The organism is Actimicrobium antarcticum (assembly GCF_039536745.1).
Lineage (GTDB): Bacteria > Pseudomonadota > Gammaproteobacteria > Burkholderiales > Burkholderiaceae_D > Actimicrobium > Actimicrobium antarcticum.
In genome coordinates this window covers 947927-965138 of the sequence record NZ_BAAAZE010000008.1, presented here as the reverse complement: position 1 = coordinate 965138, position 17212 = coordinate 947927, and the positions used below count along the sequence as shown (strand labels likewise).

Here is a 17212-nt window from a genome sequence, read left to right as displayed (position 1 = left end):
ACTACGCCACCTAACCTACAGAACGAGTGCTCCAAGAATTTTTCAATCCGCCCGGGCTAGCGGCAAAATTCGACAACATTGTTGCTCAAGGCAACTCGCAAATACTGCAGCTATGCCCCTTGCAGTTATGCAGCACGCTATTGCGAATCCGCCGCGTGCTCGTGCCCTGCCCCGCCACACCATTGCCGGCCAGTCGTTCGGCACCGGTGCGCGGCTTCCAGGTATCGGTCACCTGCAAGCTCACGCGCGAGGCATTGAGTGCCGGACGGGCGATGGTTTGCTGTTTGCAGTACGGGCATTCGATCTCGGTATGCAGTGCGGTGACCTTGAGCATGCGCTCGAAGATGCCTTCGCATTCGCTGCAGTGGATGTCATAGAACGGCATGATGATTTCCTTGAAAAAATGACGCGGCAGGGTCGGAGACCCCGCCGCAAGACGTGCATGTCTGTGCCTGCTACGGCTGCTTCCGACCCCAGTGCGCCAGGTCATTCAGCATGCCCTTGGGCGTGATGTCCTGATCGAAAATCTCGGTCGGGATCGACACCGTGCAGGCGCAGTTCGGAATATCAACGATGCCGCCGATGCGGCCTTCGACCGGCGCTGCGGTCAGCAGCATGTAGGCTTGTGGCCCGGTGTAGCCGAAGCGGGTCAGGTAATCGATCGCCTTCAGGCAGGCCTGACGATACGCGACCGTCGCATCGAGGTAGTAGTTCTTGCCGTTCTCGACGCTGATGCCTTCGAAGGTGATGTATTTGCTGTAGTGCGGCTTGACCACGCTAGGCAAAAAGATCGGTGCGGTCAGGCCGTACTTGGCCATGCCGCCCTTGATCAGGTCGAATGCCACATGGGTCGCGCCATCCATCTCGATTGCGCCGCAAAAACCGATTTCGCCATCGCCCTGCGAGAAGTGCAAGTCGCCCATCGAGAAGCCTGCACCCTTGACGTAGACCGGGAAGAAAATCCGCGTGCCCGAGGACAGATCCTTGATGTCGGTATTGCCGCCATGCTCGCGTGGCGGCACGGTACGGGCAGCTTCGGCGGCCATGCGGTCAAAGGCCGAACCGGTCACGCCACGCAGCACGGCGGTCTTCGGGTCCGGTGGTTTGGCCAGGCCGAGCTTGGCCAGTGGCGCTTCGCGGCGATTCCATTCGTTGAGCAAATCCATCGATGGCAAACAGCCCATCAGGCCGGGATGGGTCAGGCCGGCAATGCGCACGCCCGGGATGTGGCGCGAGGTCGCGTACAGGCCCTTCAGGTCCCAGATCGCCTTGGCGGGCTCAGGAAAATAGTCGGCCAGAAAACCGCCACCGTTGGACTTCGCAAACACACCCGAAAAACCCACTGGCGTGATCGGCTTGATGTCGAGCAGGTCGACCACCAGCAAGTCGCCCGGCTCGGCGCCTTCGATGTAGAACGGACCGGTCAGCGGATGGGCGCGGGTCAGGTCGACGTCGCGGACATCGGCGACATCATCGTTGTCATGGATCTGGCCATCGAGGAAGTCGAGCGACTCGATGATGATTTCTTCGCCCGGCTTGACGCGCGAGAGGAACGGAATATCCGGATGCCAGCGGTTGTGGCCCAGTTCGGGTTGCTCGGCCAGTGGTACGCCCGGCTTGATGGTGAAATGCTGCATGGTTTCTCCTCCTTGTTGGGTGATGCGTGACAAATGACGCAAATCAGATCAGGGCAGTCAAAAAAAACGCTAAATCAGGACGCCGGAAACGCACCGGCCACACAGCCCGCCTGATAGCCGCCGCTGACCGTGTCATCCTTGATGGTGGTGCAGACCAGCTTGACCCACTCGTCCTGCTGCAGGACGGTGCCGTCCGGCAGCACGCCGCCGGAGGCGGTGTACGAGAGCAGGCAAACCGGGCAGGTTTGTACCGAGCTGGCGCAGCGCGCCTTGCCACTGTCAGTGAAACCGGCTGTGCCGAATTTGTTGTAGTGCATGAAGCCAATCATCGCGATTCTCCTTGGGCAGAAAAAGTCAGGTGTTCGGGATACCGGGAATCGGGCATTCCGGTGTGCCGGCCGTGGTGCGCGTGAGCGCTTCCGATTGCACGCGGGCGGCTTGCGGGTCGTTGACCCAGGTCTTGTAGAAATCGAACGGGCAATCCGCCACACCGGCCGGGTCTTCGCCGGAATTGATGGTGCCGGTGTAACCACGGTGCAGCAGCTTGTAGAGATGGTTCTGCGACTGGCCGTGGCGGCGCGCGTCGCGGATGCTGCTGACCGACATTTCGGCGTAGTTGATGCCCATTTCTTCGGTGCCGCATTCTCCCAGCGTGCGACCGTCGTAGCCGATCAGGGCCGAGTGGCCAAAGTACGAATACACGCCGTCGAAACCGGTGGCGTTGGCCACCGCGACGTAGACGTTGTTCATGAACGCCATCGCCTTCGACACCATGATTTGCTGTTCCTTGGAGGGATACATGTAGCCCTGGCAGCGAATGATCAGCTCGGCGCCTTTCATGGCGCAGTCGCGCCAGATTTCGGGATAGTTGCCGTCGTCGCAAATGATCAGGCTGATCTTCAATCCCTTCGGGCCGTCGCAGACATACGTCGTGTCGCCCGGATACCAGCCTTCGATCGGTGTCCACGGCATGATCTTGCGGTACTTCTGCACGATCTCGCCCTTGTTGTTCATCAGGATCAGGGTGTTGTACGGCGCCTTGTCCGGATGCGCTTCATGCCGTTCGCCGGTGATCGAGAACACGCCCCAGACATTGGCCTTGATGCAGGCGGCGGCGAAAATGTCGGTCTCGTCGCCCGGGATGGTCGAGGCGGTGTCGTACATTTCCTGCGGGTCGTACATGATGCCGTGGGTCGAATACTCCGGAAAAATCACCAGGTCCATGCCGGGCAGGCCGGTCTTCATGCCTATCAGCATGTCGCCGATCTTGCGGGCGTTCTCAAGCACCTCGGCACGGGTGTGCAGGCGTGGCATCTTGTAGTTGACGACTGCGACGCCGACGCTGTCGTTGCTGCTGGAAATATCACCGTGTCTCATGCAAACTCCTTCAATCAAATTGTGTGCAACTAAATCGTGTGCATCAGATGCTGTCGACTAACACCAACTACACCAACTACACCAACTACACCAACTACACCGACAAATACCGGCTGATGGTCGGTGCATCCACATTGGCGCGCGTGTCTTCGTAGACGAAACGGCCCTTGTCGATCACCAGGAAACGGTCGGCAATATCGAGCGTAAAGCTCAATACCTGCTCCGAGACGATGATGGTCAGCTGACGCATCGTGCGGATCTCTTTGAGGCTACGAGCGATGTCCTTGATGATCGATGGCTGGATGCCTTCGGTCGGTTCATCGAGCAACAGCACTTTTGGCTCGGTGGCCAGTGCACGGGCAATCGCGAGCTGCTGTTGCTGGCCGCCGGACAGGTTGCCGCCCTTGCGGCCACGCATGTCATAGAGCACCGGGAACAGCGCGTAGAGTTCCTCCGGCACCTTGCCGCGGGCCTTGGCAGGCAGCCCGGTCTGGATGTTTTCCAGCACGGTCATGTGGGAAAAAATCATGCGGCCCTGCGGTACGTAGGCAATACCGTTTTCAACGCGCTGATAGCTTTCCATCGCACCGATTTCGGTGCCGTCGATGCGGATGCTGCCGCTGCGCCTGGGTAGCACGCCCATCAGCGTCTTGAACAGCGTCGTCTTGCCCATGCCGTTACGGCCCATGATGGCGACGATTTCGGTCTTCTCGACGTTCAGGTTGATGTCGTGGATGACCTGGCTCTGGCCGTAGCCGGATACGAGATTCGTGATGCTGAACATGGGTTCTCCTGTCGGTTTCAAGGCCGAGTTAATGACACAACTTTAGTGACCCAACTTCAATGGCCCAAATACACTTCGATGACCTTCGGATTAGCCTGCACCGATTCCATGCTGCCCTCGGCCAGCACTTTTCCCTGATGCAGCACGGTCACCTTGTGCGCGATGCTTTTGACAAATTCCATGTCGTGTTCGATCACCAGCACCGAGCGGCCCTGGCTGATCCGGCCGAGCAGTTCGGCGGTCTTGGTGCGCTCGGAGACGCTCATGCCGGCCACCGGTTCATCCAGCATCAGCAGTTCCGGTTCCTGCATCAGCAACATGCCGATTTCCAGCCATTGCTTCTGGCCGTGCGACAGCAGGTCGGCTTGCTGGTGCAATTGCTCGTCCAGGAAAATCTCCGCCGCGACTTCCTTGACCCGGGCGATCACGTCCGGCGAGCGATTGAAAACCAGCGCGCCAAACACCGAGCGGCCTCGCGGAAACGACATCTCCAGGTTTTCGTAGACACTCAGGTTTTCGTAGATCGACGGGGTCTGGAACTTGCGGCCGACGCCGGCGCGGACGATGTCGAATTCGCGCATTTTGGTCAGTTCGCGGTCGTTGAAGCGGATGCTGCCGGAGGTCGACGGCGTCTTGCCGCAGATCAGATCCAGCACGGTGGTCTTGCCGGCGCCGTTCGGGCCGATCACCACGTGGACTTCATTGCGCCCGACATACAGGTTCAGGTTGTCGACTGCCTTGAAACCATCGAACGAAACCGTCAGGCCTTCGATGGCCAGCACGGGACGGTGGGGATTGGTTACGCCGATCGGTGTGGTGCTCATTTTGCGGTCTCCAGGTAAACACCCTCTGCAGGGACTGCGGACTGGCGCGATGTGTCGTTCTTCTCGGTTGCTTTCGCTTTGGCGCGTCCCGAAGGCAGCAAGCGGGCCAGGTATTTACGGCCATGACTCTCATACAGGCCGGCAATCCCGTTCGGGAAATACATCACCACCGCGATGAACAAACCGCCCATCAAAAACAGCCACAACTCGGGGAAGGTTTCGGAAAAATAGGTCTTGCCGAAGTTCACCAGCAGCGTGCCGTAGACCGCGCCCAGCAGCGACATGCGACCACCGACTGCGGCGTAGATCACCATCTCGATCGAGGGCACGATACCGACGAAGGACGGCGACATGAAGCCAACCTGCAACGTGAACATCGCGCCGCCGATGGCGGAAAACGCCGCTGCCACGCAGAACACGAAGACCTTGAAACTGGCCACGTCGTAGCCCGAGAAACGGACCCGCTCTTCCTTGTCGCGCATCGCCATCAGCAAGCGCCCCAGCTTGGAGGTCAGGATGTAGCGGCCGATCAGGATGCACACCAGCAGCAGGCCGACGTTGACGAAATACAGGATCAGCTTGGCCGAGTCGGTACGGATATCCCAGCCCAGCATGGTCTTCAGGTCGGTGATGCCGTTGACGCCACCGGTCAGGCCCTGCTGGCCGATGATCAGGATCGACAGGATCGCGGCGATGGCTTGCGTGACGATCGAAAAATAGACATCGCCGACGCGCCGCTTGAACATCGCCACGCCGATCACGAAGGCCAGCAACGTAGGTACCGCGATCACCAGCAACAGCGTCAGCGGAAGGCTGTGAAACGGCTGCCACATGGCCGGCAGCGAGGTGATCTGGTTCCAGTCCATGAAGTCGGGGATGCCGGGTGTCGACTGGATCCTGGTGCTGATCGGGTCGGAGGCTTCGAGCTTCAAAAACATCGCCATGCAATAGCCACCGACGCCGAAGAACACACCCTGCCCCAGGCTCAGGATGCCGCCGTAACCCCAGCACAGCACCAGCCCGACGGCAACGAAGGCATACGACAGATACTTGCCGACCAGATTCAGACGGAAGCTATCGAACAGTAACGGGAACACCACGATCAGCAGTGCACCCAGCACCAGCAGGCCGATCGCGCCCTGCCGTCCTCCCAGCAATTTTTCGTAGTAGGTATTCATGGGTTTTCCTTTTATTGGGGTGGCGCCTGGGTGATCGGCAGGCCGATCATTTGCGTACCTTGGCGGAGAACAGGCCTTGCGGACGCATCAGCAGGATCAGGATCACTGCCGATAACGTGAGCACCTTGGCCATCGATCCGGACAAAAAGAATTCCGCTGTGGACTGGGTTTGCGCAATCGAGAAGGCCGATGCGATCGTGCCAATCAGACTCTGGGCACCACCGAACACCACCACCAGGAAGGTATCGACGATGTACAGCGAGCCGCTGGTCGGGCCGGTCGAACCGATCGTGGTGAAGGCAGATCCGGCCACTCCGGCTACACCGCAACCGAGTGCGAAGGTGGTGCGATCGACCTTGCGGGTGTTGATGCCAACCGCGCCACTCATCAGCCGGTTCTGCATCGTGGCACGCACCTGCAAGCCCCAGCGCGAACGAAACAGCAACAGGAAAATCCCGCCGGTCATCACCACGGTCAGGCACATCATGAACGCGCCATTGATCGGGATATCGATGTTCTCGGTCGGCTTGAACGACCCCATCAGCCAGTCAGGCAAGGTGGCGCTGACTTCCTTGGCGCCAAAGATCGAACGGAAGGTTTGCTGCATCAGCAGACTCAGGCCCCAGGTCGCCAGCAAGGTGTCGAGCGGGCGTTTGTACAGGCGGCTGATCATCAGCCGCTCGGTCAGATACCCGACGCCGTACGCAGCCAGAAACGACAACACGATCGCCAGAAAAAAATAGTAGGGCTGGAACGCCGGCGCGTAGGTGGTTGTAAGGCTCGAGAGCAAATACGTCATGTAGGCGCCGATGGTGAGGAATTCACCATGCGCCATGTTGATCACGCCCATCTGTCCGAAGATGATGGCCAGCCCCAGCGCCATCAGTAACAGCACGCAAAAGACGGACAGGCCATTGAAGCCCTGCATCGCGAAGATGGCGCCAAACTCAGATAACCATTCCATGGTGACTCCCGTTGATGCTGGTAAAAAATTCGGTGTTTGAATCGGTGCCTGATTCGACATGTGATTCGGTGTTTTTTCGTGCAAAAACCCGGTACATCACGGTCAGGTCGACCTGCGATGAACCGGTTGAGTCATGCCCGAACACAGCCCGGGTACCGTCTGACGGTGCCCGGGCCAGGCTCTGGTTACTGATAGCCTTTAGGGAACGGATTCGGTTCGATCAGACCTGACTCGTAGACCACTTTGAACTGACCGTCTTTCTGTGCCTGGCCAATGCGGGTCTTGCTCCACAGGTGATGGTTTTCATGCACCTTGACGTAGCCTTCTGGCGCCATCTTCAGTTCGATGCCAGCGGAAGCGGCGATGACTTTGTCGACATCGAAGCTGCCGGCTTTTTCGACCGCGGCTTTCCACAGCCATGGGCCCAGATAGCCCGCCTGGGTCACGTCACCCATGACCGAATTGGCACCGTATTTGGCCTTGAAGTCGGCCACAAATTTCTTGTTGTTGGCGTTGTCGAGGCTCTGGAAATACTTCATCGAGGCATAGAAGCCTTCCATGTTTTCGCCACCGATACCGAGCATTTCATCTTCGGTCACCGAGATGGTCAGCACGTTCTGGGTCTTGGCGGTGACGCCGGCGGCTTTCAGCTGCTTGTAGAAAGCGACGTTGCTGCCACCGACCACGTCAGTAAAAATCACGTCCGGTTTTTTCAGCTTGATCTTGTTGATCAACGAGCCGAACTGGGTGTTGCCGAGCGGGTAGTACTCTTCGCCAACGACCGAGCCCTTGATCACGTTCTCGATATGTTTGCGGGCAATCTTGTTGGAGGTCCGTGGCCAGATGTAGTCGGAGCCGACCAGGAAGTAGGTCTTGGCTTTTTTCTCCTTGGCGATCCAGTCGAGGCCGGCCAGCACTTGCTGGGTGGCTTCCTGACCGGTGTAGAACACGTTCTTGGATTGCTCCAGGCCTTCATAGAAAGTCGGGTAGTACAGCAGGCCATTGTCTTTTTCGAACACGGGCAGCACGGCCTTGCGGGACGCCGATGTCCAGCAACCGAAGACGGCGGCGACGCGGTCGCTTTCGAGCAGCTTCTTGGCTTTTTCGGCAAACGTCGGCCAGTCGCTGGCGCCGTCTTCCTGGATCACCTTGATCTTGCGACCAAGGATGCCGCCCATCGCATTGATCTGATCGATGGCCAGGCGTTCGGCCTGGATCGCGCCGGTTTCGCTGATCGCCATCGTGCCGGTGGCCGAATGCAACTGGCCGACCGTGACTTCGGTATCGGTGATGGCCAGCTTGGTGGTGTTGATTTTCGCGGTCGCCGGTGTCTGGGCAAAACCCATGGCCGGCAAGGCCAGCGCAGAAGCAACAGCCAGGCCCATGAGGACTTTGCGGCGCTGGGCCGACTTGATATCGGTGGGGGAACGATGAGTCATGCAATGCTCCTTTCAGACTGTGATGAGGCGGAAAAACGAAGTGGGCAACACACCGGAGTCACCGGCCGCCGGGAACCATGCTGTGGTGTCCTGAACCGGGAAGCTGTTTGCTCTGAGACAAAGAGTAGAAGTTGCGCTGCACTGCATCAATACGTCGTTTGACGTAAGTGATGCTGCGCAGGAGTTGGGAAGGGCATGATGCGGATGCTGTCGATCCCCGGAGATCGCGTGCTGCATGCGATGAAGCAAGGGTTGCGTCGCGGGGATGTGTTTTTGGGCAATTTGACGACGCTGCGCCCTCCGGCATCGGGTGACTGCAGCGCTGTTGGGCCGCAGTTCGGACTGACGGGCGCGGCCTTGCTTTTGATCAAGCAGGCAGGGATTCTTGCCCTTTTTTTAGGCGAAATTCAGGCGAGCAGATATACTTCTTGCGCCGCAGCACTGGCACGACAACCTGCACAGGCCGGTTCCCGTACAACCCGACATCGCCCATGACAAATTCCGACGCAAACAGTCCAATCGATTATCGTCCTCCGGGCGACACGCAAGGACTGCATGGCGGCAAGCAGTTGATTGCGTTTAACTGGTTATTGTTCCTGTATCCCGCATCGCTTGCGGTCAACAAGACGCTGCATGATGTGGTCTCGGTTTCGCTACTGCTATTGAGCCTGATCTGTCTGGTACGTTGCCGCGCGATACTGGCAGAACGGCTGCAGCCGGTCCGCAAGCTGTGGATTCTGGCACTGGTCTTGCCGATATGTCTGGCCGCAGCGCAGTACTTCCTTCTCGATCCGCCGCTGCCGCTGCGCGGCTTCGACGACGTATCGCGCTATCTGCCTGGCATTCCGATCTATCTCGCGTTGCTGGTGACGCGTCCGAACTTCCGCTATTTCTTGCGTGGCTGCCTTGTTTTTGTTCTCTATAGCGTCGCGCTACTGCTCGTCCACATGCAGATCCTTGGTCTCGACCGGGGTGCTCCGCCAAACGGCTTCCTTGCCATCATTCCACAGACGTCACTGACCATTGTCCTCGCCGCTCTCTCGACCTGGTTATGGCTGGATGCCGACGGCACTTGGCGCAAGCGGATCCCGCCGATTCTGCTTTGCCTGCTCGGCCTGGCCGCGCCACTGTTGTCAGTGACACGCAGCGGACTGTTGATCGCCGCCAGCCTTGGCATAGTCGCGTGGCTGCTTCTGGCACGGCGCAACCTGCTCGTCCCGCTTTGTGGTGCGGCCGTTGCAGTCATCACGGCCGTGGTTGTGATGTCGAGTTCGACACTTTGGCCGCGCCAGGACAACACGGTTACGGAGATCAACCAATACCTGACCCGACCCGAAACCGCACTAACCTCCGCAACGATTCGCATCGAGCTATGGCGTGCGGCGGGCAAGATGTTCCTGTCGCATCCGGTGCTCGGCATCGGCAACCACCGGTTTCCCGGTGAATTAGGGACGTTGGTTGCGCGCAAGGAGACCCGAACGAGCATGGAACTGTTTACCCACCCGCACAATGAATTTCTGCGCGCCGCAGCAGAAGGCGGCATTGTCGGCATCCTCAGTTTGGCGCTGCTGTATGGCGTACCGATGGCAGCGGGCATCGCCGCCTACAGCAGTCCTGCCCGGCGTATCGGGGCTGGCGTACTGATCGTACTTACCTCAGGCTTCATTCTGGCCGGGCTGGTCGATATTCTCTTGTACTGGCGCGAAACGATCCTGTTTTTTTCGATCACCATGAGCCTCATGCTGGTCGCACTTGATACGGGCTGGCGTACAGATAACCGAGTCGTGATCGCAAGCACAACCGATTCGGATGCCCGTGAATCGGCGAGGAAAAAAACATGATGGCAGGCACGATTCCTATCTACTGCATTTCACTCAGCGATCAGCTGGCACGGCGGGAGTACATGCGCCTGCAGTTCGAGAGATTCGGTCTACCCTATGCGTTTTTCGATGCAATCCGGATTTCAACGGAGGCAGACGTGCCTGCCATCTACAACCGCAAAGCCCGGCTACGATTTACGGGACGCGAACTCCGGCCTGGCGAAATGGGCTGCTATCTCAGCCATCAGGCGGTCTGGGCCCGTTTTCTTCAGACTGCAGAAAAGGCGTGCCTGATCCTGGAGGACGATGTCGAATTCCATCCGGATTTTGCCGAGGTCGTGCAGTCGCTCTGCGACACCAGTTCCTCGTGGGATTTTGTTCGGCTTTTCGGTGTTTTCAAGTGCCGTTATTTTCCGGTCAAGCGCATCCTTGGCCAACATTTCCTGGTCTCCTATCTCAAACAGCCGAACGGCATGCAAGGCTATCTGATCAATCGTTATGCCGCGACTGTCCTGTTGCAATACACCGCCAGCATGGTCCACCCGATCGATGTCGCCATCGACCGGGACTGGGAGCATCGTTTGAATCTGATGGGGATCGAACCAGCGTGCATTTCGCACATCGGAGAATTCGCGACCACGCTCGGTGCACAGGACCGTTCGCGACTTCCGCTGCGCACCAGACTTGCCAGAGAATTGCATCGCGCTGGCACACTGCACAAAAAACTCTGGTGGCGGGCTTGCAAGCGGGTGCATCTTTTGTTGCGCGGCTCATAAGTTGCTCGCGAGCCATGGCCGCGCTGAACACGGCGCTTGCCAAATGCTATAGAGCAATCCTGCTCAATATGGCCACCAACCGAGTCCCCGGACTCCCTGCCTTGAAAGCGATAGTTCGCAGGAATCACGACGCAACACGCGTCGAGCTTTGCCACATATAATTAAATTTTATGTGGCAAGGAAAAACATGAAGCCGCTTTTCACTACTCACCCAGCCACTATCCAGACGGAATTCGAGAATGTGCGTCAGTCCGCCCAGACGCAGGGAACGCTGCACATTGGAACACCGGGAACAATAGAAAAGCGGGAACGCGGCGACGGTGTGTTTCTCTACCATCGTTACTACGATGCCAATGGGAAGCCTTGCGACAAATATATCGGCGGGCCGACGGGCAACCATGCCGCAGACATCGCGATAGTACTGGCGCAGCAAGGTATTGACAGAACGAAGCAGGATGTGAATTCGGTCAAGATGCTTCGCAAGCTTGGCTTTGTCTGCATGGATGACAAAGCCGGTGCAACGCTAGCGGCATTGCATAACTTTGCGCTTTTCGAAGCGGGTCTGACTCTCATTGGAAGCCACGCTTACGGCGCCATTCTGAACAAGCTCGGCGTCATTGCCCAGAGCTATCTGACCGAGGATATCGATATCGTCAGATCGCACCCCCTGCATCTCGCTGCTGGCGTGAACCTGGCGTTCCTCGACGTTCTAAAAACATCGAACCTGCCATTCATCAAAGTTGCTACTGGCCTGCGCCCCGGCGACTCTGCAGTCACCCACAAACTGCCGGGGGCCGAACGCCTGCTGGTCGATCTGTTGGTCAACGGCAGCGAGACCGGCAAATCTGTCGCGGTACCGGAGCTTGGCGTTCACGCTCAGGCCGTGCCGTTCATGCGCTATCTAGTTGAAGATCGCATGGAGGCGATTACGATGAGCAAGAACCTGATCGTGCCCGTGCATGTGCCCTCGCCGGAGCGATTCGCAGTCCACAAAATGTTTTCGGCAATGTCGCGTAACAATCAGTTCGCCAAAACCGAAAAAGACCTGCTACAGGCGGCAACACTGGTCTGCGTTTTGGAAGCACGATATCCTGGCGAGATTGACGAGGCCATGTCGGCCTTTCCCTCGACCGGAAAAGCGGTGATGCTGAAAGGTGCAATACGGGCCCTCGATCAAGTGCAACAGCACAGTGCGCAGGCCGGTGAGGCATTTGCGCAGGCAATCGCGAATGTACGCAGCGGCACCGCCACAGCACCAGTTCCAGCGAAAAAAAAGCGCCACCCTGAGGCCTGAACCGTACGCACCGGATCGGGCGACATAGCCAAAAAACCCGTAGCACCACAGCCAGCGCAACACGTTTGCGCCTGAGCACCAGGCTCACCAAGGCGATTGTGGAAGTCCGATGCAGCCGCACCACCACGCCGTATCAAGGAACGTTTGCCCGGCAAGCGGGTCACATAGCCCTGATACGCAGTGCGCAAGAGTTTGGCAGTTGCGACCAACGAAAAGACGACAGCACATGTCGTGCAACACCAGATCGCCGAGAGAGCAATGTCCCACCCCTCCTTCCGACTGTCGCTGCGTTTCATCCTGCCATTGATTCTGGTACTGGGGCTGGGTGCCTATCTGGTTGTTCCGTTGATGGATGCGCTGACACTGCGCTGGTCGCTGCGCGATCTCGACACCCGCTCGCGCGTACTGGCAGCAGCACTGCAGGAGCCGCTGGCCGACTATGCCAACGACAAATCCACCACGCGCATCCGCCAATTGTTCAACCGCGCCATCGACGACGACCGCTTGTACGCACTGGCTTTTTGCAATACCGACGACGTCATCATTGCCAGTACCGCCAGCTATCCCGAAGCACTCGGTTGCCGCAACACCGGCTCCGGCGATGCCCTGCGCCAGCCATTAGTGCGGTTGCCGCAGGGGCCGATCCATGTGGCCGAGAGTCTGCTGACGGGGGATGCGAAGCCGCTCGGCAAGCTGATCCTGGTGCACGACATGCGCTTTATCGAACGGCGCAGCGCGGATGCGACCCGGTACGTGATGCTGCTCGCCGGCATACTTGCGCTGGTCATTTCAGCGATCACGCTGCTGGTGGCGCATCTGAGCTGGCATGACTGGATGAAGGGGGTACGCCGTCTGTTGCGCGGAGAATTGATGCCTTTGTCCGAAACCCCCGCCGCGGTGGCACCACCGGAAATGCAACCGCTGGTCGGCGACGTGCGCGCGCTGATGCGGGAATACCATCTGGAGCGCCTGGGCGCGCCGGCCGTCTCGGAACCGTGGACGGCAGACAAGCTGCGCACGCTGCTCGACGGCGAACTTGCCGGCGACCAGGTGCTGGTGGTCTCCAACCGCGAACCATATATCCACATCGACACGCCCGCCGGCATCGAAGTGCGGCGCCCGGCCAGCGGCCTGGTCACGGCCGTCGAAGCCGTCATGCGCGCCTGTTCCGGCACATGGATTGCGCATGGCGGCGGCTCGGCCGATCGCCAGACGGTCGATCGCCACGACCACGTACGGGTCCCGCCCGACAATCCCAGCTACACCTTGCGACGGGTCTGGCTATCGAAAGAAGAAGAGCGCGGGTACTACTACGGCTTTGCGAACGAAGGCATCTGGCCGCTGTGCCACATCGCCCATGTGCGGCCGGTGTTTCGCACCAGCGACTGGGACCGTTATGTCGAGGTCAACCAGCGTTTTGCCGAAGCCGTCATCAGCGAAGCACGTTCCGACGATCCGGTGGTGCTGGTGCAGGATTACCATTTCGCCTTGTTGCCACGCATGGTGCGCGAGGTATTGCCGCGGGCCACGATCATCACCTTCTGGCATATACCCTGGCCGAATTCGGAATCCTTCGGTATCTGTCCGTGGCGCGAACAGATCCTCGACGGACTACTCGGCAGCACCATCCTCGGTTTCCATACGCCGTTCCATCGCAAGAATTTCCTCGACTCGGTAGACCGCTACCTGGAGGCCCGCATCGAAACCGAGGCCTCGACCATTTCGTACGGCGGCGCCCTCACCCAGGTAGAAAATTATCCCATTTCGATTGCCTGGCCCGAGTCGGATGACAGCGACAACCTGCCTGTCGCCGAGGTCCGCGCCCGCGTGCGCAACGCGCTGGCACTCGCGCCGAACTGCCTGCTCGGCATCGGTGTCGACCGGCTCGATTACACCAAGGGCATCATTGAACGCTTTCAGGCGATCGAACGGATGCTGGAACTCAGTCCCGGCATGGTCGGCAAATTTACCTTCGTCCAGATCGCCGCGCCCAGCCGCTCCTCGCTGGAGGAATACCAGGCATTTGAAGTGCGGGTACGCGCACTGGCGCAGCGCATCAACCTGCGTTTCGGGCGGCCGGGCTATCTGCCGATCGTGCTGAAAGCCGCGTACCACGACCAGCAACAATTGCAGCAGTTTTACCGCGCCGCCGATGTCTGCATGGTGACCAGCCTGCATGACGGCATGAACCTGGTCGCCAAGGAATTCATTGCCGCCCGCAACGACGAAAGTGGCGTGCTGATCCTGAGTCAGTTCACCGGCGCCTCGCGCGAACTGCATGAAGCGCTGCTGATCAATCCCTACCATGTCGAAGAAGGCGCCAACGCCTTGCTGCGGGCGCTGACGATGCCCGCCATCGAACAGCGCGAGCGGATGCGCAGCATGCGGTCGCTGGTCAGGAATTTCAATGTCTATCGCTGGGCCGGACACATGTTGCGCGACGCCGCGCGCCTGCGCCAGCGCGAACGGGTCATGTCGAAGATCCATTCCCACAGCCGGCGCTCGCGACGCCAGGCGGTCTGAGTCATGGCGCTGCCTTTCTTTGATCACGGTGCCGCGCGTGTCGCGGCGCTGGTGCGGCCGGGCATGCTGTGTGCGTTCGATTTCGACGGCACGCTTGCACCGATCGTGGCCGACCCGGCTATGGCGGCGATGCCGGACAACGTGCTGCGCCGACTGTTGATGCTGCAACGCCATGCGCAGGTCGCCATCATCACCGGACGTGCGCTGGCCGATATCACCCTGCGACTGGACTTCCGGCCGGACCATCTGATCGGCAACCACGGCATCGAAGGATGGGCCGACTGGGAACGCTGGTCCGGGGGCTACCAGCGCCTGTGCGCGCACTGGCATGCGCGCCTGATCGTCGCGCTGCGCGACACCCGACACTTCGATCCGGCCATCGTCATCGAAGACAAAACCCTCTCGCTGTCGGTGCATTACCGGCGTGTGCGGGAGCGCCGCAATACCGAGATCGCTCTGCGGGCGCTGTTTGCAGGATTGCTGCCCGAGGCCCATGTCGTCACCGGCAAATGTGTCTTCAACCTGTTGCCTCCCGATGCCCCCGACAAGGGCGACGCCCTGGCCGGCCTGTGCGCCCGTTACGCACTGCCCAGTGCGATCTATGTTGGCGACGACGACACCGACGAAGCGATTTTCCGGCGCCATCGCGCCGACTGGCTAACGTTGCGCATTCAGGACGCAGCCGGATCCGGAGCCGAATTTTTTGTGCCGCATCAGCGCGACCTGCTGCGGGTACTCGATACGCTGCTGACACACCTTGCAGGCCAGGAGCCAATACGCCACGGAGCCGAATCATGACCACTTCCCTCGATCTCGGACTGATCGGCAATTGCCGTACCAGTGCGCTGGTAGACCGCCATGCTGCCATCACCTGGTGGTGCTATCCGCACTTCGATAGCGATCCGGTTTGCTGCAGTCTGCTGCAAGGCGGCGATGCCGCATTCGGCCAGATCGAGGTTGGGCTGGAAGGCGTCGTTTCCAGCGACCAATCCTACGAACGCAATACCGCCATCCTCACGACCCGCTTCAAGGATGCGGCCGGGAACGGCATCGAAGTAACCGACTTTGCGCCGCGTTTCGAACAGCATGGCCGCCTGTTCACGCCGTCGATGCTGGTGCGCATCATCCGCCGCACCAGTGGCCGACCGCGCATCCTGTTGCGGGTGCGACCGGCCATTGGTTACGGTAGTCAGCGTGCATCGATGCAGCTCGGTGCGCATCATGTCTCGTTTGCCGGCGCCTCCCAGTCCATGCGCCTGACCACCGATGCAGCCATCTCGGCGATCACGCACGAGATTCCTTTTTTTCTGCAGGACAGCGTGACGATGCTGATGGGTGCCGATGAAACCGTCGCCGCAGCACCGGCCGAAATCGGCCGTAATTTTCATGAAGCCACACGCACGTACTGGCAGCGCTGGGTCCGCAGTCTGGCCATTCCGTTCGAGTGGCAAGGCGTGGTCATCCGTGCCGCCATCACGCTCAAGCTCAATGCCTTCGACGACACCGGTGCGATCGTGGCGGCCACCACGACCTCGATCCCGGAAGCACCGGGCAGCGGGCGCAACTGGGATTACCGCTTTTGCTGGCTGCGCGATGCGTACTTCGTGGTCAATGCGCTCAACAGCCTGGGTGCCACCGCGACGATGGAGCACTATCTGGACTACATCCTCAACATCATCGCCGACACACGCGAAATTCCCTTGCAGCCGGTCTACGGCATCCGGCGCGAAGCGGTGCTCACCGAATTCATCCCGCCGGGGCTGGCCGGCTATCGCGGCATGGGACCGGTACGCGTGGGCAATCAGGCGTATGTGCAAGTCCAGAACGACGTGTTCGGTGAAGCGATCCTGGCCAGCACCCATGCATTTTTCGACTCCCGGCTGGAGCGACCGGCTGGTCGCCACATGTTCACCGACCTCGAACGTCTGGGTGAACTTGCCGTCCTGAATTACAACGTACCCGATGCCGGCCTGTGGGAGTTGCGCGGTGCCAAGCGGGTGCATACCTTCTCCAGCATGATGTGCTGGGCCGCCTGCGACCGGCTCGCCGCGATCGCGCTGCGGCTGGACTTGCCGGAGCGCGCAGCGGTCTGGGCGGCACATGCGTTGCGCATCCATGAACAGATCTGCACCTCGGCCTGGAATCCCGGCCTGAACAGTTTTGTCTCGACCTTCGGCGGCAACCGGCTCGATGCCAGCCTGCTGCTGATGGTCGAAATCCAGTTCCTGGCACCCGACGACCCGCGCTTCGCCGGCACCGTCCACGCGATCGAAAAATATCTGCGGCGCGGGGATTTTTTATTGCGCTACGACGAGCGCGATGATTTTGGCGAGCCCGAAACGGCCTTTCTGGTCTGCACCTTCTGGTGGATCATCGCGCTGGCCCAGCTCGGCGAACACAAACGGGCGCGCGCACTGTTCACCAATGTGCTGACCAAATGCAACCACCTCGGACTGCTGTCGGAAGACGTCGTACCGGATACCGGCGAACTGTGGGGGAATTTTCCGCAGACCTACAGCATGGTGGGATTGATCCAGTGCGCGGCACGCTTGAGCATCCCGTGGGATGAGGCGTATTGAGCGAGCTGACCAGCCGT

General features: G+C 59.7%; 16 protein-coding genes. 7 read left to right on the top strand and 9 right to left on the bottom strand.

The genetic code is table 11. The features are described from left to right. Positions 1-85: 85 nt before the first annotated feature. The 9 genes from ABD720_RS12350 to urtA all read right to left on the bottom strand — a co-directional run bounded on the left by ABD720_RS12350 (position 86) and on the right by urtA (position 8203). Entirely contained in the window at positions 86-385 is a 300-nt protein-coding gene (locus ABD720_RS12350; RefSeq protein WP_344763595.1) for an FmdB family zinc ribbon protein, read from the bottom strand. A 70-nt stretch (positions 386-455) separates the two neighbouring features. Continuing rightward, the gene (gene fmdA, locus ABD720_RS12345) at positions 456-1637 is read right to left on the bottom strand and encodes a formamidase (RefSeq protein ID WP_322124401.1); all 1182 of its coding nucleotides are present in this window, start codon (positions 1635-1637) and stop codon (positions 456-458) included. A 74-nt stretch (positions 1638-1711) separates the two neighbouring features. Then, positions 1712-1966 (bottom strand): hypothetical protein, encoded by a 255-nt coding sequence (locus ABD720_RS12340; protein WP_344763593.1) that lies wholly within the window; start codon positions 1964-1966, stop codon positions 1712-1714. A 25-nt stretch (positions 1967-1991) separates the two neighbouring features. Continuing rightward, positions 1992-3014 (bottom strand): aliphatic amidase, encoded by a 1023-nt coding sequence (locus tag ABD720_RS12335; RefSeq protein ID WP_344763592.1) that lies wholly within the window; start codon positions 3012-3014, stop codon positions 1992-1994. 94 nt (positions 3015-3108) lie between these two features. Beyond that, positions 3109-3798: an urea ABC transporter ATP-binding subunit UrtE gene (urtE, locus tag ABD720_RS12330; protein WP_344763591.1), complete on the bottom strand. Its 690-nt coding sequence runs from the start codon at positions 3796-3798 to the stop codon at positions 3109-3111. Positions 3799-3854: 56 nt separating this feature from the next. After that, a complete protein-coding gene (gene urtD, locus ABD720_RS12325) occupies positions 3855-4622 on the bottom strand; it encodes an urea ABC transporter ATP-binding protein UrtD (RefSeq protein ID WP_344763590.1) in 768 nt (255 codons plus the stop codon). Then, the gene (gene urtC, locus ABD720_RS12320; protein ID WP_344763589.1) at positions 4619-5800 is read right to left on the bottom strand and encodes an urea ABC transporter permease subunit UrtC; all 1182 of its coding nucleotides are present in this window, start codon (positions 5798-5800) and stop codon (positions 4619-4621) included. Before urtC ends, urtD begins: the two co-directional genes overlap by 4 nt. 46 nt (positions 5801-5846) lie before the next feature. Then, entirely contained in the window at positions 5847-6764 is a 918-nt protein-coding gene (urtB, locus tag ABD720_RS12315) for an urea ABC transporter permease subunit UrtB (RefSeq protein ID WP_344763588.1), read from the bottom strand. 185 nt (positions 6765-6949) lie between these two features. After that, complete coding sequence (gene urtA / locus ABD720_RS12310) at positions 6950-8203, bottom strand: urea ABC transporter substrate-binding protein (protein ID WP_344763587.1); 1254 nt, start codon at positions 8201-8203, stop codon at positions 6950-6952. Positions 8204-8398: 195 nt separating this feature from the next. On the opposite strand from urtA, the gene ABD720_RS12305 reads away from it, so the two are divergent. From ABD720_RS12305 to ABD720_RS12275, 7 genes are all read left to right on the top strand, one after another. Continuing rightward, positions 8399-8698, top strand: coding sequence for a hypothetical protein (locus tag ABD720_RS12305; RefSeq protein WP_344763586.1), 300 nt, complete (start codon positions 8399-8401; stop codon positions 8696-8698). 74 nt (positions 8699-8772) lie between these two features. Beyond that, a complete protein-coding gene (locus ABD720_RS12300; protein ID WP_344763584.1) occupies positions 8773-10044 on the top strand; it encodes an O-antigen ligase family protein in 1272 nt (423 codons plus the stop codon). Further along, complete coding sequence (locus ABD720_RS12295; RefSeq protein ID WP_344763583.1) at positions 10041-10799, top strand: glycosyltransferase family 25 protein; 759 nt, start codon at positions 10041-10043, stop codon at positions 10797-10799. The genes ABD720_RS12300 and ABD720_RS12295 overlap by 4 nt, the downstream gene beginning before the upstream one ends. A gap of 187 nt (positions 10800-10986) precedes the next feature. Then, the gene (locus ABD720_RS12290; protein ID WP_344763582.1) at positions 10987-12093 is read left to right on the top strand and encodes a GSU2403 family nucleotidyltransferase fold protein; all 1107 of its coding nucleotides are present in this window, start codon (positions 10987-10989) and stop codon (positions 12091-12093) included. A gap of 258 nt (positions 12094-12351) precedes the next feature. Next, entirely contained in the window at positions 12352-14616 is a 2265-nt protein-coding gene (locus ABD720_RS12285) for an alpha,alpha-trehalose-phosphate synthase (UDP-forming) (RefSeq protein ID WP_344763581.1), read from the top strand. Between the two features lie 3 nt (positions 14617-14619). Next, on the top strand, positions 14620-15414 hold the full coding sequence (gene otsB, locus ABD720_RS12280) for a trehalose-phosphatase (RefSeq protein ID WP_344763580.1): 795 nt from the start codon (positions 14620-14622) through the stop codon (positions 15412-15414). Further along, the gene (locus ABD720_RS12275; RefSeq protein ID WP_344763579.1) at positions 15411-17195 is read left to right on the top strand and encodes a glycoside hydrolase family 15 protein; all 1785 of its coding nucleotides are present in this window, start codon (positions 15411-15413) and stop codon (positions 17193-17195) included. The genes otsB and ABD720_RS12275 overlap by 4 nt, the downstream gene beginning before the upstream one ends. The last annotated feature ends 17 nt before the right edge of the window (positions 17196-17212 follow it).